14 protein-coding genes and 5 pseudogenes are annotated in these 22697 nt (G+C 31.0%); 6 read left to right on the top strand and 13 right to left on the bottom strand.

The genetic code is table 11. The features are described from left to right. The first annotated feature begins 10 nt into the window (after positions 1–10). The 4 genes from CAMP18498_RS01755 to CAMP18498_RS01740 are packed head-to-tail and all read left to right on the top strand — an operon-like array spanning position 11 to position 3420. A complete protein-coding gene (locus tag CAMP18498_RS01755; RefSeq protein ID WP_337197074.1) occupies positions 11–1555 on the top strand; it encodes a multicopper oxidase family protein in 1545 nt (514 codons plus the stop codon). Positions 1556–1565: 10 nt separating this feature from the next. Beyond that, a complete protein-coding gene (locus CAMP18498_RS01750) occupies positions 1566–1787 on the top strand; it encodes a molybdopterin synthase, small subunit (protein WP_039668054.1) in 222 nt (73 codons plus the stop codon). Positions 1788–1790: 3 nt separating this feature from the next. After that, complete coding sequence (locus CAMP18498_RS01745; RefSeq protein WP_337197071.1) at positions 1791–2237, top strand: molybdopterin synthase catalytic subunit; 447 nt, start codon at positions 1791–1793, stop codon at positions 2235–2237. Between the two features lies 1 nt (position 2238). Next, positions 2239–3420, top strand: coding sequence for a molybdopterin molybdotransferase MoeA (locus CAMP18498_RS01740; protein ID WP_337197069.1), 1182 nt, complete (start codon positions 2239–2241; stop codon positions 3418–3420). Here CAMP18498_RS01740 and CAMP18498_RS01735 read toward each other — a convergent pair. The 6 genes and pseudogenes from CAMP18498_RS01735 to CAMP18498_RS01710 all read right to left on the bottom strand — a co-directional run bounded on the left by CAMP18498_RS01735 (position 3417) and on the right by CAMP18498_RS01710 (position 12529). Next, a pseudogene (locus tag CAMP18498_RS01735) lies at positions 3417–4910 on the bottom strand (N-6 DNA methylase). The gene CAMP18498_RS01740 and the pseudogene CAMP18498_RS01735 overlap by 4 nt on opposite strands. Then, a pseudogene (locus CAMP18498_RS01730) lies at positions 4911–5980 on the bottom strand (Fic family protein). Between the two features lie 110 nt (positions 5981–6090). Continuing rightward, positions 6091–7313, bottom strand: a pseudogene (locus CAMP18498_RS01725) (restriction endonuclease subunit S). A gap of 4 nt (positions 7314–7317) precedes the next feature. Then, positions 7318–9330 carry a DEAD/DEAH box helicase gene (locus CAMP18498_RS01720; protein ID WP_337197068.1) on the bottom strand — a complete coding sequence of 671 codons (2013 nt, stop codon included), beginning with the start codon at positions 9328–9330 and terminating at the stop codon, positions 7318–7320. 92 nt (positions 9331–9422) lie between these two features. Then, positions 9423–10355 carry a HamA C-terminal domain-containing protein gene (locus CAMP18498_RS01715; protein WP_337197066.1) on the bottom strand — a complete coding sequence of 311 codons (933 nt, stop codon included), beginning with the start codon at positions 10353–10355 and terminating at the stop codon, positions 9423–9425. Next, positions 10345–12529 (bottom strand): annotated as a pseudogene (locus tag CAMP18498_RS01710) (DEAD/DEAH box helicase family protein). The gene CAMP18498_RS01715 and the pseudogene CAMP18498_RS01710 overlap by 11 nt, the downstream one beginning before the upstream one ends. A gap of 153 nt (positions 12530–12682) precedes the next feature. Between CAMP18498_RS01710 and CAMP18498_RS01705 the strand changes: the two are divergent. Further along, positions 12683–13765 (top strand): NAD(P)-dependent alcohol dehydrogenase, encoded by a 1083-nt coding sequence (locus CAMP18498_RS01705; RefSeq protein WP_240385079.1) that lies wholly within the window; start codon positions 12683–12685, stop codon positions 13763–13765. On the opposite strand, the gene CAMP18498_RS01700 is transcribed toward CAMP18498_RS01705, so the two are convergent. Then, positions 13762–14214, bottom strand: a complete 453-nt coding sequence (locus CAMP18498_RS01700; protein ID WP_337197062.1) for a lipocalin family protein — start codon at positions 14212–14214, stop codon at positions 13762–13764. The two genes, CAMP18498_RS01705 and CAMP18498_RS01700, sit on opposite strands and share 4 nt — an antisense overlap. Beyond that, positions 14211–14540, bottom strand: coding sequence for a MarR family transcription factor RrpA (gene rrpA, locus CAMP18498_RS01695; protein WP_337197060.1), 330 nt, complete (start codon positions 14538–14540; stop codon positions 14211–14213). The genes CAMP18498_RS01700 and rrpA overlap by 4 nt, the downstream gene beginning before the upstream one ends. Positions 14541–14633: 93 nt before the next feature. Between rrpA and CAMP18498_RS01690 the strand changes: the two are divergent. Next, positions 14634–15217: pseudogene (locus tag CAMP18498_RS01690) on the top strand (NAD(P)H-dependent oxidoreductase). Here CAMP18498_RS01690 and CAMP18498_RS01685 read toward each other — a convergent pair. The 5 genes from CAMP18498_RS01685 to CAMP18498_RS01665 are packed head-to-tail and all read right to left on the bottom strand — an operon-like array spanning position 15207 to position 22689. Continuing rightward, on the bottom strand, positions 15207–17024 hold the full coding sequence (locus tag CAMP18498_RS01685; protein WP_337197058.1) for a dynamin family protein: 1818 nt from the start codon (positions 17022–17024) through the stop codon (positions 15207–15209). The pseudogene CAMP18498_RS01690 and the gene CAMP18498_RS01685 overlap by 11 nt on opposite strands. After that, positions 17014–19239, bottom strand: coding sequence for a dynamin family protein (locus tag CAMP18498_RS01680; RefSeq protein ID WP_337197056.1), 2226 nt, complete (start codon positions 19237–19239; stop codon positions 17014–17016). The genes CAMP18498_RS01685 and CAMP18498_RS01680 overlap by 11 nt, the downstream gene beginning before the upstream one ends. After that, on the bottom strand, positions 19217–19942 hold the full coding sequence (locus CAMP18498_RS01675) for a fumarate reductase iron-sulfur subunit (protein WP_012661078.1): 726 nt from the start codon (positions 19940–19942) through the stop codon (positions 19217–19219). Before CAMP18498_RS01675 ends, CAMP18498_RS01680 begins: the two co-directional genes overlap by 23 nt. After that, a complete protein-coding gene (locus CAMP18498_RS01670) occupies positions 19935–21926 on the bottom strand; it encodes a fumarate reductase flavoprotein subunit (protein ID WP_337197054.1) in 1992 nt (663 codons plus the stop codon). The genes CAMP18498_RS01675 and CAMP18498_RS01670 overlap by 8 nt, the downstream gene beginning before the upstream one ends. Beyond that, on the bottom strand, positions 21910–22689 hold the full coding sequence (locus CAMP18498_RS01665) for a fumarate reductase cytochrome b subunit (protein WP_039617578.1): 780 nt from the start codon (positions 22687–22689) through the stop codon (positions 21910–21912). Before CAMP18498_RS01665 ends, CAMP18498_RS01670 begins: the two co-directional genes overlap by 17 nt. Between the last annotated feature and the right edge of the window lie 8 nt (positions 22690–22697).

The following is a 22697-nucleotide window of genomic DNA, read 5'->3' as shown; positions in this document are numbered from 1 at the left end:
TAAAAATTTAATGGATAGAAGGTTATTTTTAAAATTTAATGCTTTAGGTTTAGCAAGTATTAGCAGTGCTTATGCAATGGGAGATCATTCTCATCACAATATGCACTCAAAACATACACAAAAAGATACAAAAGAAATCGATACTTCTTTTATCAAACTAGAAAATCCAAACATTAAATTACTCGATGAAAAAGACTTTCCTAGCGGAGGAGCGTTAGCAAATTTAAAACTTCTAAAAAACACAAGTACAAAGAAAAATTTCTTTAGATCAAGTATAGAAATCAAAGAAAGTCAAATAGAACTTGTTAAAGGTAAAAAAACAAAATGCTTTACTTACAATGGCTCTATACCTGGACCTAAAATAGAAGTTTATGAAGGTGATACAGTTGAAATTTTGGTAAAAAATAGTTTAAAAGAACCAACTACAATCCACTGGCATGGACTTGATATACCACCTGAGCAAGATGGTAATCCACATGATCCTATCATGCCTGGTAGAGAAAGAATTTATCGCTTTAAACTTGGAGAAAATTCAGCAGGAACCTACTGGTATCATCCACACCCACACTATACCACAGCAAAGCAAGTTTATAAAGGTTTAGCAGGGGTATTTGTAGTTAAAGCTAAAAAAGATGCATTGTCGCATTTACAAGAACAAGATTGGGTGATTAGCGATTTGCGTTTAGATGAAAATGCACAAATTCCTGATAATAATTTATTTGATTGGCTAAATGGTAGAGAAGGAAATTTAGTTCTTATTAATGGACAATTAAAGCCAAAAATAACGCTTGGAGAAGCTCAAAGAATTCGTATTTATAATTTTTGTGCAGCAAGATATTTAAATTTACGCATTAAAGGTGCTAAATTTATTTTAGTAGGAACTGATGGAGGGCTTATAGAAAAAGGTGTTGAATTAGATGAGTTATTTTTAAGTCCTGCTTCAAGAGTAGAAGTACTAATTAAAGCAAGTAAGGGTAATTTTAAACTTGAAAGTACTTATTATGACCGCGATAAAATGCTTGTTAAAGAAGAACCTTACACTCTTATGTTAGCTGACCTTAAAGTAGAAAAAACTATAGAAAATATACCTGAAAAATTGCGCGAATTTCCACCTTTAAAAGAAGCTACAAGCTTTAAAGAAGTGATTATGAGTGAAGATCACATGCAAATGCATGGTATTAGCAAAAAAAGTGAAGAAGAAATCAAAAAAAGCCTTGCTTCTATGTTTTTAATCAATGGTAAAACATTTGATATGAATAGAACGGATTTAACCTCAAAATTAAATGAGGTAGAAGAATGGGTAGTAAAAAACAAATCACATATGGATCATCCTTTCCATATACACGGAACACAATTTGAACTCATATCTTCTAAATTTAAGGGTAAAATAACAAAAGCAAAATTCAGAGCATTGCAAGATACGATTAATGTAAGACCTAGAGAAGAATTAAGACTTAGAATGAGTCAAAAATTTACCGGTATTAGAATGTTTCACTGCCATATTTTAGAGCATGAAGATCTTGGAATGATGGGAATTTTAGAAATCAAAGAATAAAGGTAAAAAAATGGTAAAAGTTGAATTTCTAGGGCCAATTAACAAAGAAAGCTTAGAACTAAATGTAAGCAATCTTAAAGAATTAAAAGCAATTTTAAGGCAAGATGAAAGCTTAAAAGAATGGCTTGAGCTTTGTGCGGTTGCTTTAAATGATGAAATGGTTTTTGATGATGAAACTACCTTAAAAGATGGGGATAAAATCTGCCTACTTCCACCGGTTTGTGGAGGATGAGTTATGTTTGAGTTACACCAAGGAGCCTTAGAAATTCCTAGCATTTATGCTAGATGGTATGAATATGCTAAAGATAAAAACTGCGGAGCTTTGATCACATTTTGCGGTATAGTTAGAGCTGAAGATGAGATTGAAGCTTTGAGTTTTGATATATATGAGCCTTTATTAAAAACTTGGTTTGAAAAGTGGTGCCAAAAACTTGCAAATGAAAATGCAAGCTTGATGCTTGCTCACTCTATTGGTAAGGTTAAGGTGCATGAGAGTTCTTATTTTGCTGGGGTTTTAAGCAAGCAAAGAAAATTAGGACTTAAACTGATTAACGATTTTGTAGAAGATTTTAAAGCAAGTGCACCTATATGGAAATATGATATCATTAATGGTGAAAAAATTTATGCCAAAGAACGCTCTTTGAAACTTCAAGGAGCAGGAATTTTAAGCACTAAGGACTAAAATGCTAACTTCTTATAGCCAAAGTTTAGACATACTTCATTCACATATAAAAGCATATGAAAAGATAGAAAACATCGCTTTAACACAGTGCTTAGATAGAATTTTAGCCATAGATATCAAAGCTTCTACCAATAACCCTCAATTTCCCACTGCTTCTATGGATGGCTATGCGATCAAATTTAGCGAGCAAGATGAGCCTTTGTCTATCATAGGCGAAATACCTGCGGGAGTTTTTCCAAGCTTTAAAATACAAAATAAAGAATGTGTTAAAACCTTTACAGGCTCTTTAATGAGTGAGGGTTGTGATACCTTAGTGCCTGTGGAAAAAGTTGAAGTTAAAGAAGGTGTAGTTTATGTAAAAGAAAAAGTTCCACAAGGCTTTGCTGTAAGAAAGGTTGGTGAGAGCTACACCAAAGGTGAAATTTTACTCACTAAAGGTACAAAGCTAGGCTATAGCGAGATAGCACTTTTAGCCGAGCTTGGACACTTTCACATTAGCGTTTTTGCTAAACCTATCATAGGCGTGTTAAGTAGTGGAAGTGAAATCAAAGACTTAGGCGAAAGCTTAGAACACCCTGCACAAATTCGCTCATCAAACCATGTAGCCATAGCTAATATGGCAAAAAAACTTGGCAGTGAAGTTAGAATTTTCCCACTTTTAAAAGATGATATGCAAAAAACTCCAAGTGTTTTAAAACAAGCACTTAATGCGTGTGATATTTTAGTTACCACTGGTGGAGTTTCCATAGGGGATTTTGACTTTTTAAAGCAAGCTGTTAAAGAGTATGAAGTCATCTTAGACAAAGTCGATGTAAAGCCTGGCAAACACATCAAAATAGCCAAATTTGAAGATAAATTCATCTTTGCCCTACCGGGTTTTCCATACTCGGCTATGGTGATGTTTAATTTATATGTAAGAGAACTTTTAAATGCTTGGCTTTTACAAGAAAAAGACTATGTATTTAAGGCATTTGCAAATACTGACTATAAGAAAAAAAGTTCGCATTTAGAATTTGTAGCTTGTAATGTAGAATTTAAAGATGGAAAAATTTATGCCAATTTAAAAGGCAAAAAACAAGGCTCAAGTGCCATCATCAACAACCTTAACCACAAGGCTGCATTAATGATAGCACATGGTGATATAAAAGAAAATGATTTGGTTAATATAATTTTTATGCCTTAAACAAATGCTTTTTGAATTTTTTCAAAAAGCATTTTTGCTTGTTTTTGATTTTGCTCTAACTCGCTTAAAATTTCCTCTACTTCACGCAAGGTTTTTTCTTCTTTTACGTTTGGATTTTTAGCACTTAAATCATAATTTCTTTCTTCAAGTTCTTTTTTACTTACCAAATAAGAATTAGCCGTGATTTTTTTTTCTTTATAACATTTTAAAAATTCTTGTAAATGCGTGTATTCTAAAGGTTTGTTTTTAGTCAATTTAAAAGGTGGTACAAGCTCATAGTAATATACACTTTCATCATTTTCACCACAAATGCTTCTTTGTCCTTTAGAGAAAAAAAGTATATTAGTTTTAACCGCACTATATGGTAAAAATACACCGCTTGGCAAGCTTAAAACACATTCAAGATTAAAATTTTCTAGCAAGTCTTTTTTTACACTCACAAAGGCATTTGAATTTTGAAAAAGCACCCCTTCAGGCACTACTATGGCACATCTTCCATTGTTTTTCAAAGACTTTAAAATATGCTGTAAAAACAAAAGCTCGGTAGCATTTGATTTTACAGGAAAGTTATTTTGAATTTGATCTTTTTCTTTGCCACCAAAAGGAGGATTTGCCAAAATCACTTCGTATTTTTCATTTTCAGTTATGTCTGTGATTTTTTTATTTAGAGTATTGGTTTTGATGATATTTGGGGACTTAACCTCATGTAAGATCATATTCATCACACCCATTGCATAACTTAGCGGAGTTTTTTCTTTACCGAACAAGGCATCATTTTGTAAAAATTCAAGTTCTTCCACACTCAAATTTGCTTTTTTCTTTTTTGCCCTATCTTCATAAAGAATATGCAAAAAACTCTCTACTAAAAACCCACAACTCCCACACGCAGGATCATAAATTCTCTCTTTTACTTTAGGGTCTAACACCTCCACCATGGCTCTAACCAAAGGTCTTGGGGTATAAAACTCCCCGCTATTTCCCCCATCGCTTCCCATGTCTTTTAAAAGCTTTTCATAAACCTCACCCAAAGCAAATACATCACTTTCTTTGCTAAAACTTAGCTCATCAACTAAATTTATAACCTCTCTTAAAGTATGGCCATTAGCTATGCGGTTGTCTATAAATTCAAAAATTCCGCCTATCTTATACTCTATGCTTTTGAAATTTTCATTATCTTTAAAACTTTTTAGGTATGGAAAAAGCTCATCATTCACAAAGCTTAGCAAATCGCTTCCACTTAAAGCATTTTTTACATCAAGCTTTCCTTCGCTTGTTTTAGGTGCTGCCCAAGCTCTCCAACTGAATTTTTCTTGCAAAATAGCCTTATAAGGCTTTTCATCTAACTCAGCTTCTAGCTTTAACTCTTCTTCATAATCATCTAAAAATTTCAAAAAAAGCACTCAACTAATCTGCTCACTATAATGCATAGCACCGCTTATGCCATCATCGCGTCTTAAAATATCTGTGATTTTATCGATTTTACCTTGCATTTAAAAATTTCCCTTTCTAAAAAGTCTTAAAAGTTCTATATTAATATAATAATTATTTCTACCCATTTTAATGCACTCTAGCACCCCTAAATTTTCACAAATTTTAAGGTATTTTGAGGCACTTTGCCTAGAAATATCTAATTTATTTATCAAAAAGTCTATCTTTGTATAAGGATGAGAAAACAAAAGCTCCACAAAGTCTTTGCTGTAAAAATTCGTTTTATTTTGCAAAATTTCACCTACATCAGACATCATTTTTTCTATTATAGTAATGGTTTTTATCGTTTTTATAGCAGTTTGCTCTACACCTTTGAGTATGTATTCTATCCATTCTAAAATTGCACCTTCATCACGTACTTTTTGTAAAAGATTGTAATACTCTTCTTTGTTATTTACTATATAAGAGCTTAAATACAAGATAGGCAAATCAAGCAAGCCTTTATAAACTAAATAAAGTATATTGATAATCCTGCCTGTTCTACCATTACCATCGTAAAATGGATGTATGCTTTCAAACTGATAATGAATGATTGCCATTTTTACCAAAAAATCAAGTTCATCTAAAGTATCATCGTTGATGTATCGCTCCAAATTTCCCATAAGTTCTTGTATGTCACTAGGATTTTGCGGGGGTGTGTGTTTGATTTCTCCTGTGGTAGGATTTATCAGTGTAGTTCCGCTTTGTTTTCTAAAACCTGCATTATTTCTTTCTAGTCTTTTTTGAATTTCTAAAATATGTGCATTTCTTAATAATTGCTCTTTTTTTAAAAGCTCATATCCTTTTTTTAAAGCATTTTCATAGTCTTTCACTTCTTTTGCCGCTCTTGTAAGTTTACTTTCATCGATTTGAGATAAAAAAGTTCATCGTGAGTGGTAATAATATTTTCTATCTCGCTAGAATCTTTAGCTTCTTGCAAGATCAAAGCATTGATTAATATATTTGGATTAGGCATGCTTTTGCTAAGTCCATTTAACTCCGCTAATTTTCTCGAAGCCCTAATGATGAGACCATAAATATTTGCATTTAATTCTATATCTAAAGGAAGTTTTGGTGGTATGAATTCTTTCATAATTTTTCCATATGTTAAAATTTTTAACATTATAAAAAAATATGTTAAAAAAATCAAAAATTTTTAACATATCTAGTCCTTATGTTAAAATTTGATAAAAATTTTAACATTTATAATCTTCCCTGAAAAGCTTTACCTAGCAAGGACTTTTTAAGCTCTTGTAAGTCTTTTATCTGCATTTGATAGTTTTGTTTTAAATTTTTTACATGAGAAGAAAGTTCATCTAAATGCGAAGCGATTTGCTCTTGCTCTTGTAAAGGTGGTAGGGGAATTTTTAATTTAGAAAATTCTGTTTTATTTATAATTGGTAAAGTAGTTTGAGAAGCATTTTTTTTAAGAATTTCTTGAAAATAGTTACTTAAGCATACAAAAAATAAATACTTTGAAACAAAAGTAGAATTTGGAATAATGGCATTAATCTGTTGATTACAACTTCCACTAACTCCACTTAATCCTACTTTCCCGATAGAAGCACCTATACAAACTACCAAAATGTATCTTTTGGTAAATTTCTTGCATTATCAAAGCCTAATTTTGATAAGTTATCACTAGCAAATTTTATTATCATATCTCCATTTAAATCACTAGGCTTAAACAATGGATACTCATTTCCATAAAAATTAGGATTATTTTTACTAGGTGTTGTTCCTGTAATTATTTCCCCTATATCATCCAAGCTTTTCCATTCCCAACCTTGTGGGAGTTTGTAGTTTTCCTTAGTATTATCCTTTAAAGGGTTAAAAGCTTTTTGCAAGGCACTTCGCATTAACTCATCTAAATTTAGCAAATCTTGCTCTAAAATTTTTATACTCTCATCTATCTTTGCAAAACTCTCATCTAAAATCCCCACTATCCTTTCTTGCTCCTGTAAAGGTGGTAAAGGTATTTTGATTTGTTTAAGTTTATCTATATTTAAATTTTTTACAGTAGAGCCAGAAGCTTGATAAGATAAAAAGTCATACATAAAATTACTAGAAAATAAATAGTAAAAATATTCCTTATTCAAATTAATTTTTTCTTTTAACAATAGCCAACCATCGTGAATTGCACCTTTTTGTAATTTTACAATAACAGGTTTGCCAAAACTCATGGAATTTGAAACTAATAAATCCCCCTCGATAACCAATTTGCTTTTTTTAAGTCCTTCTTGTATAATTTTTTCTTCTGTTGCATAAAGATATTTTTGATTTTTTATATCACCTATTTTAATCCAATTTATACCATCTTCTTTATCCGTTAAAAATTCTTTAATCGGTCTAGGAGAGCCTCCTCTTTCAATATTAAAAATTTCCCCAAGCTTTTTAACTTCCCAACCCTGCAGTAAATTTGTCATTTTATTATCCTAAACCTTCATAAAAATAATTTAATATATAATCTTCAAAATTATCGTAAAGATCTTTTTCTTTTAATATGTTAATTATATCATCAGCTGTATATTCTTTAAATTTATCTAATGCTTGTTCCAGTGTTAATTCTTTATTTTCAAAATTAATAAATCCACATTGATGAAGTTTTTTAGAAATGATTCTAGGTAGTCCAAATTCTTCAAGAGTATATACCACTGATGGTAAAAAAGCATTTGAAAGTTTTGTAATAAAACTTGAAATATCTATACCCTTTTCAGGATAGAGTATTTGCATGATTTGATTCAAATCATTAAAAAAACTAGCGATATCAAAACTGATTGCTTTTTCAAAGTCAAAATACTGGCTAATATTAATTTTATATCTCTCTTGTTTACTTATATTATTAATAGTTTGTTTTACGCCATCGTAATTGTGTTTGCCATAATCAATTATTTTAAAATAAGCATTTTTAGATTTCTCATTCAATATTTTGAAAACAATTTCTCGTATCTCTTTCTTTTTGATAAATCCCCACTCATCTGGAACATCACTATTTAAATATTCAATACTTTTTTCAAAAAGTTCGGCATTTTCAACAATTGTTAAAATATTGTCCAAATCCATTAAAATAGAATAATTTTTCATTTTTGACATAATTTGATAAAATTTGTTTTTATCATTAAGTACATTTTTTAAGTTCTCTTCCATTTTTGTTTTTGTATTAAAAGTTTCCAAGTCGTTTCTATATAAAAATTCTTCTTGAGGAATTATTTCCATAGTTTCTTGCTCATTTTTTAATGTTTCTTTGTTACTTTCTAATAAATACACATTACCAACAAAATATTTAAACATTCTCCCGCATCTACCTATAATATTTTTATATTGCATACTTGTTAATTTATCTTTATCCCTCGCAACAGAATCATTCCATATAACTATATTTTTTGTTGCAGTATTTACACCTTCTATTAAAGAAGTGGTAGTTACCATAATATTCATATGTTCATTTTCTGAAAATAGTTTAACCTGAAGTTGTTGAATAAATCTATGCATAGCGGCATTGTGTTGTCCTATCCCATTTGCCAAACATTCAGCAAAATCCCAATCTTGCCAATAATGTTTTTTTAACCAATTTGAAAAACTTTTTAATTGATTATCTGTTGCATTAATATAGTTTTTTATATTTTTGCAAACCTTTTTTGATTCTGATTTGCTTTTTATATAAATCATTGTTTTTTGATTTTTATTTTCATTTAATATGTTTTTTAATATATGTTCTTTCTTTTCTTTTTTGTGGCTTAAATCATGTGTTTTTAATGCTACAGTATTAAAATCAATTAGGACTTTTTCTATATTTTTTAAAAATTGATATTTCGATGATTTTTCATCAAATTGTTTGATATTTGGACACAGATAGTATGATTGTTTGGAATAAAAACTTACTTGCTTTATTGCATTTTGTAAAATATCTGACCTTGTATCCCCGACAATTTTATAAAACTCATCTACGACAAATAAATCAATTCTATTAGCTTTTATAAAGTCTAAATATTCCAAAACTCTTTCTTGGGTTAATATGAATATATTATTTTCTTTTGGAGTAGCACCCGATGTTGTAATTATGTTGTAATCAGGTGTAAATTTCCTTACAAGTCTTCTTCTAGTTTCATCTAATAAAGAAATTGTAGGGACAATGATTAATATATTTTTTGGTTTTTTTATGGCTATTAGAGCATCAATAATAAAACTTTTACCAAAACTTGTTGGAGCAGAAAGAATAAGACTTTCATTGTTATTATCTAAAAGTCTTTTTAAAACTCTTGATTGTTCTCTATGTAAAACTTTTGGTTCGTCTTCTCCGATATTTGCTTTAAAACATTCTAGTAAGAATTTGTCTTCTAAAATTGAAGTATCTTGATTCATATAGGGATATACCCCAAATTGTCTGATTAGATGATTTAATATAGGCGGATATAAAGCTTTATCTTGAATTTTATCAAGCAAATAAAAAAGCTTTTCTTTAGCTTCTGTTTCTTTGTTGTTATCATTTAGATTTTCATATATCTTTACACATTCATCAAAAATTTTTTCACTGGTCATTTGGCTGCCTCTAGTTTTTTGGCAAAATCGCATTTGATTTTTTCTTTATCTGGTACAGGAAATAAAATGATATGAAATTTTATTTTTTCTATCTTGTGCACATTGTGTAGCTCATTGGTAATTTTTGCAATAGCTTGTTTTGCTTTCTCTTGATGAAAATTTACTATTTTTTGTTTATATTCTTCTGATAACTCGCTATATGTTTTAGTTGTCTCGCATTGATAAATGATTGATATTGGAATATGCAAGATATTCTTTAGTTCATCTATAGAAGTATCTTGTTTTAAAACTCTTTTTATTTTATCTATACTTTCTTCAGAGATTTTATCTTTAATAAAAGATTCAACATCATTTATATCCATAATAATAGACTTTTCTTTATTTAGCTTGTCTTTTACTAAAAGGTCTTTAATGGATTTTATAGCTTCACTAATTGCATTGGCTATATCTGTATAAAATTTAGATTCCCCTAGCCACAAATGACATTCTTTATTCTCTATAGTTAAATGAACGCTATCTGCGCCTTTTGCATTATCATTGGCATTTTGTTTATAAAAAATCTTAGGCACAATAGGCAAGGCATTATAGTATTTTTTCATAATACCATAAAGAAAAATTTCTCCTATCTCTCCTTCTTTTTTATTTAGATTTGCAACAGATCGTTGTATTATGGAATAATACTCTTCTTTTGAAGCTAAAGCTTCTCTTTCTGTTTTCGATAAGGCAGTTTCAGCCAATGCATTCATTATGTATTGATTAAATTTCTCAAATCTCCACTCACCTTCCTCAAAGTCGTTAATTAATGATAATAAAAATCTACTACACGAGTCATCTATTACAGAATCAAGGCAAATCTCAAAAGTAACATCATTTTTATTTTTCACATAGGTGTTTATTGCCGTTGTATTTTCTATTTCTTTATCTTGCATAAATCTCCCTTTGTAAATCATCAATGCATTGTTTTAAATTTTCCATACCTTCAAATTCACTCACTAGCTCTTTTACGCTACCTAAAGAGCTAAGATCTATAAGTGTTTTTAACCCACTATCAAAGTCTTTTATACCATACTCTTGATACCTATCTAGTAAAAATTCCACAAGCTTTAAGGCTTTTTCTTTTTGGAAACGTTTTAAAAATGTACTATTTTTTTACATTTAGCACGCGTTCATGGCGTGTTTTTATCTCGCTGTTAAAGCTTAAATGTGCTAGCACATCATACACATCGCAGTCTTTTTGCTCAAAAATCACTGTCAATTCTTCCAAAACCTGCTCGCTTATGCGGTCTTTTTCAAGTTTTTGTAAAAATTCTTTTCTACTTGCTTGGTTACTCCAAATCTCGCGTAACCTTGCCTCATCATCATAAAATTCTGCTAGCTTTCCTACTAAAAATTCCAAAAATTCTTTTGTGCTAAGTGGCTTGTCGCTATCTCCTATATAGCTTGTCGTTATATCAAGCACTTTTAGTTTTGTGCCTTTTAAATGCACGGTGACTTCTTTTTGCTTGGTTGTTTCTTTAGGGTTGCTTTGCTCTCTTTTGTTTTGTATAGTTTTTACCTCGGTTTTTTCTTCATCTTTGATCTGCTCGCCATCCCATTTAGGATCATAAAAAAGTCTTGTTACTCCGGTAAAATCTAGTATAGTAAAAAAGTCTTTTCCCTCATACACCCTAGTGCCTCTTCCGATGATTTGCTTAAATTCTATGATAGAACCTATATTTGCCAAAAGCACTATGTTGCGGACATTTCTAGCATCTACTCCTGTGGTTAGCATTTTAGAACTAGTGAGTATCACAGGGTAGCTTTTGTCATTATCTTGAAACTGCTTTAAGTACTCAAGCCCTATTTTACCCTCATCGCTTGTAACCCTCACGCAGTAATCATCTCTTTTTACACTTTTAAATTTATCAATGGATCTTTTTACTTCGCTTGCATGGACTTGGTTAGCACAAAAGATGATGGTTTTATCCATAGGGTTGATGAGCTTTAAAATTTCTTTAGCTAGAAAGTCGTTGTATTAAGGAGTTAAAAAGCCATCTTCTATGCCATCTTTAAGACTATACTCATATATACTCTCACCAAAATATCTATAAGTATCTACATTATCGCTTTTTTTAGGCGTAGCAGTAAGCCCTAAATGCGTAGCCGATGAAAAGTACTCTAGCACCCCTGCCCAGCTACCTTCTTCATTCGCTCCACCTCTGTGGCATTCATCGATGATGATAAGATCAAAAAAATCTTTGGGGTATTGTAAGTAGAATTTGCTTTCTTGTTCTTCATTAGCATTTTCTTGTTCTTTTGAATTTGAAGCTAGACTTTGATAAATTCCAAAAAACACATTTGCACTTGTAGGCACTCTGCCATTGTTTTTTCTCAACTCTTGCGCACTCACTGCCACACAATCACCCTCTATAGGATTAAACTCTCCTAAAGCTTGATCTCTTAAACTCACTCTATCACATAAAAATAATATCTTAGGTTTTTTGTCTTGATTTGTTTTATTCCACCTAGCTTCAAGTAAACGATAACACAAAGCAAAAGCTATGGTGGTTTTACCTGTACCCGTAGCAAGAGTGAGTAAAATTCTATTTTTACCATTGATCAAAGCTTCTATGACTTTATCAACTGCGATCTTTTGATAATATCTTAATCCTTTTTGGGGTATGTATAATTCTCGCTGCGATAAAAGCTTGTGTTGCCATTCTTTTAAATTTCCATAAATCCTAGCAAAAAGCTCACTTGGGGTTGGAAATTTTTCTATATACTCACCGCTTGAAGTTTTTAGGTTGTATTCATAAATTTTATCGCCATTAGTGCTGTATACAAATGCTACGTTTAAAATTTTAGCATATTCTATGCCTTGAGATAAGCCATCTAAAGGATCTTTGCTTTGTTTTTTAGCTTCTATGATAGCAAGGTTACTGTTTTGAAATTTCAACAAATAATCTGCAAATTTTCTTTCACCTCTTTTATTTCCTATAAGCTTACGCCCATCGGTAAAATAATAATTTCTTATGATATTTTCTTCACTCCAAGAGCTAGTGTGAAGTTTTACATCTATGAGTTTAACTCTAGTATCATCTTCTGAAAAAAGCTTAAGTTCCATGGCTTCCTTATGGGTAAAAAATTTAAATAATTATACCATAAAAATCAAACCAAAACCCATAAACGCACCTTGAGTATAGTATCTTACTTTATTTTCCCTATTGCAATAAAAACCTAGCTTTATTATAATTTCAAAAATCACAAAGGAGAGAAAATGGACTCAAAAATCTTTTTAGAAAATGGTCGTGTTAAAAGCAAAGGTTATGCTATGCTTAGTAAGGATTCTAAATTCACACCTTTTGAATTCACACGCCATAAAGTAGGCAAAAACGACATCTTAATCGCTATCAAATACGCAGGAATTTGTCATAGTGACATACATACCGCAAGAAGCGAATGGGGCGAGGCAACCTACCCTTGCGTACCTGGCCATGAAATAGCAGGAGAAGTTATCGCAGTGGGTGAAAATGTGAGTAAATTTAAAGTAGGTGATTTTGCTGGGGTTGGTTGCATGGTAAACTCATGCGGAGAGTGCGAAGCATGCAAAAAATCTCAAGAGCAATTTTGCGAAAATGGTAAAACCATCTACACTTATAACTGCAAAGATGTATTTCATGATAATGAAAACACCTATGGAGGCTATTCAAACAACATTGTAGTAAGTGAAAAATTTGCTATCAATGTACCAAAAAATGCTCCACTTGACAAAGTAGCACCTTTACTTTGTGCGGGTATTACTACCTATTCACCGCTTAAATTTTCAAACATAAAAGAAGGCTCAAGTGTGGCCGTAGCAGGTTTTGGTGGGCTTGGTATGATGGCAGTTAAATATGCTGTAAAAATGGGGGCAAAAGTAAGTGTTTTTGCAAGAAATGAGAACAAAAAAGCAGAAGCTCTAGCTATGGGAGTGAGTAATTTTTATACTAGTACAGACAAAAGCGTGGTAAAAGAAAGATTTGATCTCATCATCTCTACCATACCAACGCCTTATGATCCACTAGCTTATATGGATTTATTAAAATTTGGTGGTGAAATGGCTATAGTAGGATTACCTCCACATGAAGTAAGCCCTAGCATTAACATTATTCATTTTGTATTTAAAGCAGGTAAAAAAGTATATGGCTCACTTATTGGGGGCATTAAAGAAACTCAAGAAATGCTTGATTTTTCTTTAGAACATGGAATTTATCCTGAAATTGAACTCATCAAGCCAAGCGAGATTGACAAAGCTTATGAAAATCTCACCTCAGGAAAAGCCAAATTCCGCTATGTAATCGATATGAGTGCAGAAAATTAATACTCATCAAAAATCACATCACTAGTGTCAAAACCTCTTTGCTTGGCTATTTCAAGCAAAGAGTTTATTTGCTCTTTTGCCAAAATTTGCCTTGATAAAATCCAAAGATATTTTTTATCAGGACTACCTACAATAGAAACTTGATAATTTGCATCAATGTAAATAATCTCATAATTTGGCTTGTTAAAAATATTCATAAATATACTAAATTTAACCGCTAAAGATCTTGGGGATTTTACCCTGGCTTTGCCATTTGCTTGAGAGATTTCTCCATTTTCTTTTGTGCATATATTTTTGACTTTAATTATAGGCGTAGAGCCTTCATACTCTAGCTCATATTCTGCCTTAGCACTTTTGCAAGTTTTTTGAAAAAAAGCAGGTTTTCTGGCCATTTCTAGCCATGTGCCCATGTATTTTTCTAAATTTATATCATCTAATAATTCTATCATTTTTCTTCCTTTTGATTTTCCTCACCCCAATCACACATTGCCTGTAAAATAGGAATTAAACTTTGACCTTTTTTAGCAAGACGGTATTCTACTTTTGGTGGGATTTGTGGGTATTCTTTACGTGTGATTAAATCATCATTTTCAAGCTCTCTTAAAGTATGCGTTAAAGTCTTAAAAGAAATATTGCCAAGATATCTTTTAAGTTCATTATATCTTACTACTTCATAGCGAAACAAACAATACAAAACACTCATCTTATACTTTCCCGAAATCAAAGACAAGGTATAGTTAAACCCACATTCTGTAAAATCGCACTTTTCTTCCATATACTTTCCTTTTATATAGTATCTTACATAAATTTCAGTATTGAAATAAAATTATAGTTAAATTATAATTTTAAAAACATAAAAGGATAAAATATGCAAAAAGCATTGTTATTAAATGGCGCAAAAGACTTTGGACACTCTAAAGGAAGATTAAATACAAGCTTGCATGAGCTTGCACTTAAAGCCTTAAAAGATCTTGGTTTACAAACCCAACAAACACATATAGATCAAGGCTATAATATAAACAATGAGGTAGAAAAAATTCTAAACGCTGATGTTTTGATTTGGCAAATGCCTGGTTGGTGGATGGGCGAGCCTTGGATAGTGAAAAAATACATTGACGATGTTTTCACAGCAGGACATGGAGTATTTTATAAAAACGATGGCAGAAGTCATAATGAACCTACTAAAAATATGGTACAGGCAGGCTTTTAAAAAATAAAAAATACATGCTTTCACTAACTTGGAATGCTCCAATACAAGCCTTTGATGATGAGAATGAATTCTTTAATGGAGCCGGAGTTGATGGAGTGTATTTACACTTTCACAAAGCGCATGAGTTCTTAGGCATGAGTGCTTTACCTACTTTCATAGCTAATGATGTAATCAAAAATCCTCAAGTACAAGAGTATTTCACAAATTATAAAGCGCACTTAGAAAAAATTTTTAAAGCTTAGGAATTTGGGATTTGATGCTAGAAATCATTGATTTTTTAGCCTCAAATTCACTTTTTAATTTCAAAATAATCTGTCTTTTAGCTTCAATAAAATCAACAAAGCTTTGCATATAATTTTTATAAATTTTTAAAACTACAGGCTTATTTAAAAGTAAATCTTCAAATTCATATACATTAAGCTCAGTTAATACTCTTTGATGTACTTCACTTGCTTTTGGATGATATAAGCTAAACTCAGTGCTATCAAGCTCGTAAAATTCTTTACTCGCATTCATTTTAGCGCTAAAAAATCCCAAAGTAAGCTTAGTAGCGCTTTCATAATTTGCTAAAGCTTTTAGATTAAGTTTTTCTAAAAATAAATCAAGCTCAAGTTGGCTTTTAAATAATAATTGCTTAAAATCTTTTAAAAAAAGCTCCTCACTAGCACTAGCAAAGCTTCTAAAACTAGCAAATTCTTTTTCACTTTCTAAGGCATTTTCTTTTTGTAAATTTGAAAATTGAGCCTTAAAAAGCAAAATTTGCTCTTCTAAATTAGTAAAAAATAAGGAAAAATCATCTTTGATTTGACTAAATTCTAAAGCGATTTCATTTTTTAATCTTTTAAATTCCTTATTCATTGCTTCAGAGTTATAAAACATAGCCAAAAACGCATCGTCACTTGAAAGATATGGCGCTTTATAAGCAACTTTTTCATAAAGATTTTTCTTAAATAAACCCTTAACTTCTTTATAATAACTACTATCTTTTTCTTTGATAAATTTTAAAATTTCTTGAGCAATTTTTTCTCCAACAAGTTTTAATTTATCCAAACAATTATGATTTAAAATTTTGATTTTTTGCTCTAGTTTGCTTGCTTTGAAAGTTTGCAAAACAGTATTAAATTTAAACTCTAATTGCTCTAGCACATTTTGAAATAAATCGTATTGATTTGACAAAAGTTCGCATAAATTACCAAGTTTTTCTTTAATAAAATCTTTTTTAATGTGCTCATAATCAAGTTCTTTTAAATACTCATAAAGTAAAGGTAAATTTGACTTTTGCAAATCAAATTTTGCTTCTTTACATGAAATTGCGATGATTTTTTCAAAATACTTATCAAAAACTAAATGAGCATAATTTAAAACATTTTCTAGCTCATCTTGACTTAGTTTATCTTTTTGATTTAGCACACAAATCCCACCACGCTCTAAAAGCTTAGCATTTGCTTTTATGGCATCTTCTTCACTTTTTTTGCCTGCATTATCAATCAAACTAAGCCAAATAGCACTATGCATAAAAGAAAGTTCTTTAAAAGTAGTTAGCGTATCGGTGGTGTTTGCATTTAAACCTGGGGTATCTATAAGCGTGATATCTTTTAAAAGCTCAATAGGTGCAAAAAGATGCAAACTTTTAGTTTCTTTTAACTCATTTCTTTGATCGCTAAATTTAGAAAGCTCATCTATATCAACAATCTCATCACTGCCATCTTCATATTCAACTCTTAAAAAATACTCCTTAGCATAGCGTAAAAAAGTGGGCTTAAAAGTCACTGGCACCACGCCTGTTGGCAGGCATTCTTTTTGTAAAATTAAATTTAAAAGCGTAGATTTACCACTAGAAAATTGCCCTATAATAGCCACATTAATGGCTCTTTTATAGCTAGCTATAATCATCTCAAGATCTTTTAAAAACACATCATTTAAATGCAAGCTTGGTTCTAAAAATGCATTTTTAATCGCTAAAATTTTTCCTTCAAAACTATCATCAAAGCTTTTACAATAAGCATTTTCATAAGCTTTTAAAAAATCATTAATCAAATCATTTTGCATTTAAAAGCTCCGTTTTTAAAGTCTTTAAACTTTGTAATTTTGTATTGTTTTTTTCTAAAAACTCTTTGTAATTTTGTTCATTTTGCTCTATTTGTAAAATCAAGTCTTTTAAGTCTTTGATTTGCTCTTCTTGTTCTTTTTCGTATAAATTTAAACTAAGCTCTAAATTGGTAAAAAATTCTTGATTATTTTTTAAATCTAGGGCGATTTTTTCTATATTAAATGTTTGTAATTTTTCTAAAATTTGATTTTCTAAAAAGCTTTCTAGTTTATAAATATCTTGAGTTGATTCTAATTTTTTTAAAAGCTCCGCTTTTAATGTCATAAAAAGATCATTAGTGAAAATGCTTTCTATTTTTGTTTCAACCTTACTTTTAAAATCATCACAATTTTGCTCTAAAATAGCTTTTAAAAAATCATATTTCACACTTAGTGTGGTTTTAAGATCATTGATCTTATACTCACTTTGCTGTTTTAACTCTCTTAAAAGATCAAAAATTCCATCTTTTAAAGTCGTATCAATGATAGTATTTAGTCTTTGAGTGTTGTTTTTGATTTTATTATTTTGATTATATTTTAGCTCATCTATAAGTTTTTCTTTTAATTTCTTAGCTAGTAAATGTAAAAGCGTTAAAATTTCTTGAGTATTTTCATCTTTTGTGCTAAAAATAGCACTTAGCTCTGCTTTTACTTGCATTAATTTTTCTTTTTTTGCTTTAAAATAATTGATAATAGTTTGATTTTGCTTATCAAACTCAAAGCTTTCATAATTTAGCATTTTATTAGAAAATTTAATTTTTTCTTCTATTTTTTCTAAATGCAATAATAATTCTTTTTTATAAGCACTTAGAGCGATTTTGTTTTTATCATATAAGCTTTTAGCTATAAGTTCTTCTAGTGTTAAAATATTGCTTTGCTCTAAATTTCCACCTTTTTTTTGATAAAAATAGTTAGCTAGTTTTGAAGAAATACACACAAAATCTACATTATCTAATAATTCTTGGCTAAGCTGCTTTTGTGCTAAATTTTCTTTGAGCTTATTTTTAGTATAACTAATTACTTCTTGCAAGTCTTTTTGACTAAGCAAGTCAGCCTTAGTAAGCACAATCAAAAGCTTACTTACTCTTGAAGTTAACAAACATTCTATAATAAAGTCACAATCTTTTTGACTAAGACTTTGAGAAGCATTCATAAGGTGGATTAAAAAGTCAGCTTTGCTTATATACGCTTTTGTTAAAAGCTCTCTTTGGATAATAACATCATCAAGTCCTGGAGTATCAACTATGCAAACATTATCTTTTAAAAAATCAAGCGATGAAAAAAGTTCTATTTTTTTAATAAGTGCTGAAATTTTATTTTTTGCACTAGTGTAATTTTTTAATTCTTCAATTTTTATTTCTATATTTTTATTTTCTTTTTCAATATACTCATTTAGATTAAAATTTTGTTCTAATTGTTTTATAAGATCTTGCATATCTTGATTATCTTTGGAGCTTTTTAAAATATCCTGCCATTCTTCATCACTCCAAAAATATATCTTAGCTTTTTGCTCTTTGCCGTATTTTAAAACGCTCAAATTTGCAGTTTCAGGTACATTAGATACACCTAAAAAATCCTTTTTTAAAAGTGCATTTAGCATACTTGATTTACCTGCATTTACTACACCTGTTACCGCGATGGAAAAATCAATATTACTAAATTTAACCAAAGCTTCTTGTAAGAGCTTTTGAGCTTTTTCATCTTCGCAAAGCTCTTGTAAGTTTTGGTTAATAAGATCTAATGTTTGATGTGAGCTTTTAACTTCTTGTTTGTAATCTTTTTGAATAACTTTTTGCTTAGATACAAAAGTATGTATTAAAGTATTATCAGTGATTTTTTGAAGTTTTTCTAAGGATTTTAAAAGCTCATTTTTGTCTAAAATTCCTAAATTTAAAGCATTAATAAAACAAACCTGTGCATACTGAATACCATAAAGGTCTAAGCGTAAATTTAAACTTTTCATTAAACTTTTAAATTCATTTAAAGCACTAAACCTTTCATAATTATCAAGATTAGTACTTAAAAGAATTGCTGCTTTTTGAGTATCAATCAAACTTTCATCAAAAAGTGTATTTGTGTCAAGATAAACGCTATGATTTTGCCAAATTTGTTTTAGTAAGGTTTTAAGAGCCCCCTTTTCTTGGGGGCTAGGATTATTTGTTTCTTTGAGCGACAAGCTGTCTTCTCATATAAGCGATTTTGCTTTGCAAAGGTAGTTCTTTTGGACAATTATCTTCACATGCAAGCAAAGACATACATCCAAATACACCATCATCATCACCTACTAACTCATAAAAATCTTCTATGGTTCTGTGATCATGTGGATCTTGTAAATATCTAGCTGTTCTTAAAAGTCCAGTAGCTGCGATAAAGTCAGGTCTCATTAGCTTAGTCGCACAAGAAGCAACACAAATTCCACACTCTATACAACGATCAAGTTCAAAAGTCTCATCAGCAACTTCTGGCTCAATACGCTCTTCAAGTTTAGAAATATCTGTTTCTTTTTCATTATGCACCCAGCTTTCAACGCGTTTGCACATACCATCAAACCACTCACCTGTATTAACACTTAAATCTTTTATGTGTCTAAATGCAGGTAAAGGCATAAGCTCTATAACGCCATCTGGATAGTCTTTTGTCAATGTTTTACAAGCAAGTTTTGGCTTACCATTGATCATCATAGCACAGCTTCCACAAATTCCTGCTCTACATACAAAGTCAAAACTCAAATCCGCATCCATTTTTTCTCTGATTTGAGTTAAGCACACAAAAATCGTCATAAATGGAGTTTCTTCAAGCTCATAAGTAACAAAATGAGGTTTAGAAATTTTACTTAATGGATTATATTTAAATGCTCTTATTGTTAATTTTCTACTCATAATCAACTCCTATTCTTTGATTTGGTGCTTTAAATTTAGCTTGTAATTCATAAGGCATTAGAGCATGTTGAATTTCATATCTACCTTTGCCTTCTGCTTCCATTTTTTCACGGATCGCATCAACTTCAACTTGGCGTTTTTCGCTTAATGGATTTTCAATGATATTTCCTTTAGCACCATAACCTCTAAATGCAGGTGGAATTTCCATTTTCATAATGTCAAGATCTTCATACTCAACTCTAGGCATACTTTCACCTTCTACCCAGTAAGTATTTGTTCTTTTCATCCAATTTAAGTCATCTCTTTTTGGATAATCTTCTCTATAATGAGCCCCACGACTTTCTGTTCTTAAAAGCGCACCATAAGCAACACATAAAGCAATTTTTAGCATTCTTGGAACTCTATAAGCTTCTTCAAGCTCTGGATTTGCACATTTTAATTCTTTATCATGTACTTTTAGATCAAGTGATTTATGATATAACTCTTCAAGCTCTTTAACCGCTTCTTCAAGACCTTGACCTGTTCTAAAGATAGCTACTTTTTCCCACATAATGTCTTTCATTCTGTTTTTGATTTCAAATACATCATGTTTTCCTTCTTTACTTACAAGAGATTTTAAATAATCATACTCTTTAGAAAGGAAAGATTTAACGATATTTGTATCAATATCATTACCATTTTCTTTACAATATTGTGCAAAATAATCTCCTACGATCATACCTGCAACAACAGTTTCTGAACATGAATTTCCACCCAAGCGGTTAAATCCGTGCATATCCCAACAAGCTGCTTCACCACATGCAAAAAGACCATTTAACCATTGACTTTCACCGGTTGGTTTTGTTCTAATACCACCCATTGAGTAATGTTGCATAGGTAAAACTGGCGCCCAGCCTTTTGGACCCTCATCAGCAGGATCAATACCATTAAATGTTTTACAAATATCTTGAACATCGCGAAGATTTTTTTCAACATGAGTACGACCAAGGATAGAAATATCAAGCCATAAATGATCTCCATAAGGACTTTTTACACCTTTGCCTTTTCTAATATGCTCCATCATTCTACGACTTACAACATCCCTACTTGCAAGTTCTTTTTTCTCAGGCTCATAATCAGGCATAAAGCGGTAACCATCAACATCTCTTAAGATACCACCATCACCTCTACAACCTTCAGTTAGTAAGATACCACTTGGTACGATTGGGGTTGGGTGAAATTGTACTGCTTCCATATTTGAAAGTCTGCAAAGTCCAGTTTCAAGTGCAATAGCAGCTCCTGTACCTTCACAAATAACAGCATTTGTAGTTTGTTTATAAATTCTACCATAACCACCTGTTGCAATCATAGTTCCTCTAGCAACATAAGCGATTAATTCTCCATTAGTTAAATCTCTAGCAATAGCCCCTAGACATTTTTTACCATCATGGATAATTCTTACTGCTTCCATTCTATCGATGATTTTAACTTGATGCTTAATCGCTTCATTTGCCACACCATAAAGCATACAGTGTCCTGTCGCATCAGCAATATAACATGTTCTCCATTTTTTAGTACCACCAAAGTCTCTTGCATTTATAAGACCATGTGCTTCTTCTTTTTCTTCAATGGTAGTTTTTTGAGCGTTTATAACAACAGTTCTAGGTCCTTTTGTAACCCTAGTCCAAGGCACACCCCAAGCAGCAAGCTCACGCACAGCTTTTGGAGCAGTTTGCGCAAACATTCTTGCAACTTCTTGATCACAACCCCAGTCAGATCCTTTTACTGTATCAGCAAAATGCACATCTTCATTATCTCCCTCGCCTTTAACGCTATTTCCTAAACTAGCTTGCATACCACCTTGTACAGCAGCTGAGTGAGATCTTTTAACCGGACAAATACTTAATAAAGTTACACTTTGACCACTTTTTGCAACTTCAATAGCAGCTCTTAAACCTGCAAGACCACCACCGATAACTAAAGCATCACTATATTGTATGTTCATATTTAGCTCCATCATAAGTTTTTACTATTTGCGCTACAGAGTTGTTTTGGTAATTATTAAAGCCTATTTTTGCAAAAGCAGCTAAGCTTAATACACCTAAAACTAAGAAGAAAATACTAATAAACCATTTTGCTTTTTTAAGTTTTTTACGACTTTCTTTTGCATCTTTACCTTCAAACCAACCCCATTTTACACATAATCTATATAAACCAATACTACCATGCAACTCAACACAGATTAATAATGCAATATAAAATAACCACATAAAATGACTCACTACTCTATCACCTGACATATCAGCACTGATTTTATCTGCATTAGTAATGATAAAAATTAAGTGTGCAGAACCCAAGAAAAACATTACAAAACCAGTTGCAGCTTGAACCCACCATAAAGAAGAATCACCATGATTCATATATTTTAAGTGTGTTCTACAAAGTTGGTATTGTCTGAAATTAATAGGAAATTTTCTCATTGCAAGACCTGCATGCACAAAGAAAATAACCAAAACACAGGCAGCTAAGAAAGAAGTGATGTAGCTCATCATAGGGCTATTAATGATAAATTTTAGTTCTAAAAAGTGAACCACCGAATCAAAAAAATCATCACTAACCAAAATAGTAGAAACGAAAAACATATGTGCCCACATAAACAAGCCTAAAATCAAGCCTGTTGCACTTTGAATATAGTCAAGTTTTGCTGGCATTTTACTTTTTTTGCCATCAATACTCTTGCCTAAAAAACCTTCAATGAGTTGGCTCATATTTACTC

The sequence above is a fragment of the Campylobacter sp. W0066.2 genome (assembly GCF_024723515.1).
In the GTDB taxonomy this organism is placed as follows: domain Bacteria; phylum Campylobacterota; class Campylobacteria; order Campylobacterales; family Campylobacteraceae; genus Campylobacter_D.
This window is presented reverse-complemented; position numbering and strand designations above follow the sequence as displayed.

Excerpts from the sequence above, each read along its gene's own strand:
- CAMP18498_RS01705 (WP_240385079.1), top strand. The coding sequence starts at position 12,683 with ATGGACTCAAAAATCTTTTTAGAAAATGGTCGTGTTAAAAGCAAAGGT.
- CAMP18498_RS01675 (WP_012661078.1), bottom strand. The coding sequence starts at position 19,942 with ATGAGTAGAAAATTAACAATAAGAGCATTTAAATATAATCCATTAAGT.
- CAMP18498_RS01755 (WP_337197074.1), top strand. The coding sequence starts at position 11 with ATGGATAGAAGGTTATTTTTAAAATTTAATGCTTTAGGTTTAGCAAGT.
- CAMP18498_RS01665 (WP_039617578.1), bottom strand. The coding sequence starts at position 22,689 with ATGAGCCAACTCATTGAAGGTTTTTTAGGCAAGAGTATTGATGGCAAA.
- rrpA (WP_337197060.1), bottom strand. The coding sequence starts at position 14,540 with ATGGAAGAAAAGTGCGATTTTACAGAATGTGGGTTTAACTATACCTTG.
- CAMP18498_RS01715 (WP_337197066.1), bottom strand. The coding sequence starts at position 10,355 with ATGCAAGATAAAGAAATAGAAAATACAACGGCAATAAACACCTATGTG.
- CAMP18498_RS01740 (WP_337197069.1), top strand. The coding sequence starts at position 2,239 with ATGCTAACTTCTTATAGCCAAAGTTTAGACATACTTCATTCACATATA.
- CAMP18498_RS01700 (WP_337197062.1), bottom strand. The coding sequence starts at position 14,214 with ATGATAGAATTATTAGATGATATAAATTTAGAAAAATACATGGGCACA.
- CAMP18498_RS01750 (WP_039668054.1), top strand. The coding sequence starts at position 1,566 with ATGGTAAAAGTTGAATTTCTAGGGCCAATTAACAAAGAAAGCTTAGAA.
- CAMP18498_RS01745 (WP_337197071.1), top strand. The coding sequence starts at position 1,791 with ATGTTTGAGTTACACCAAGGAGCCTTAGAAATTCCTAGCATTTATGCT.
- CAMP18498_RS01685 (WP_337197058.1), bottom strand. The coding sequence starts at position 17,024 with ATGCAAAATGATTTGATTAATGATTTTTTAAAAGCTTATGAAAATGCT.
- CAMP18498_RS01670 (WP_337197054.1), bottom strand. The coding sequence starts at position 21,926 with ATGAACATACAATATAGTGATGCTTTAGTTATCGGTGGTGGTCTTGCA.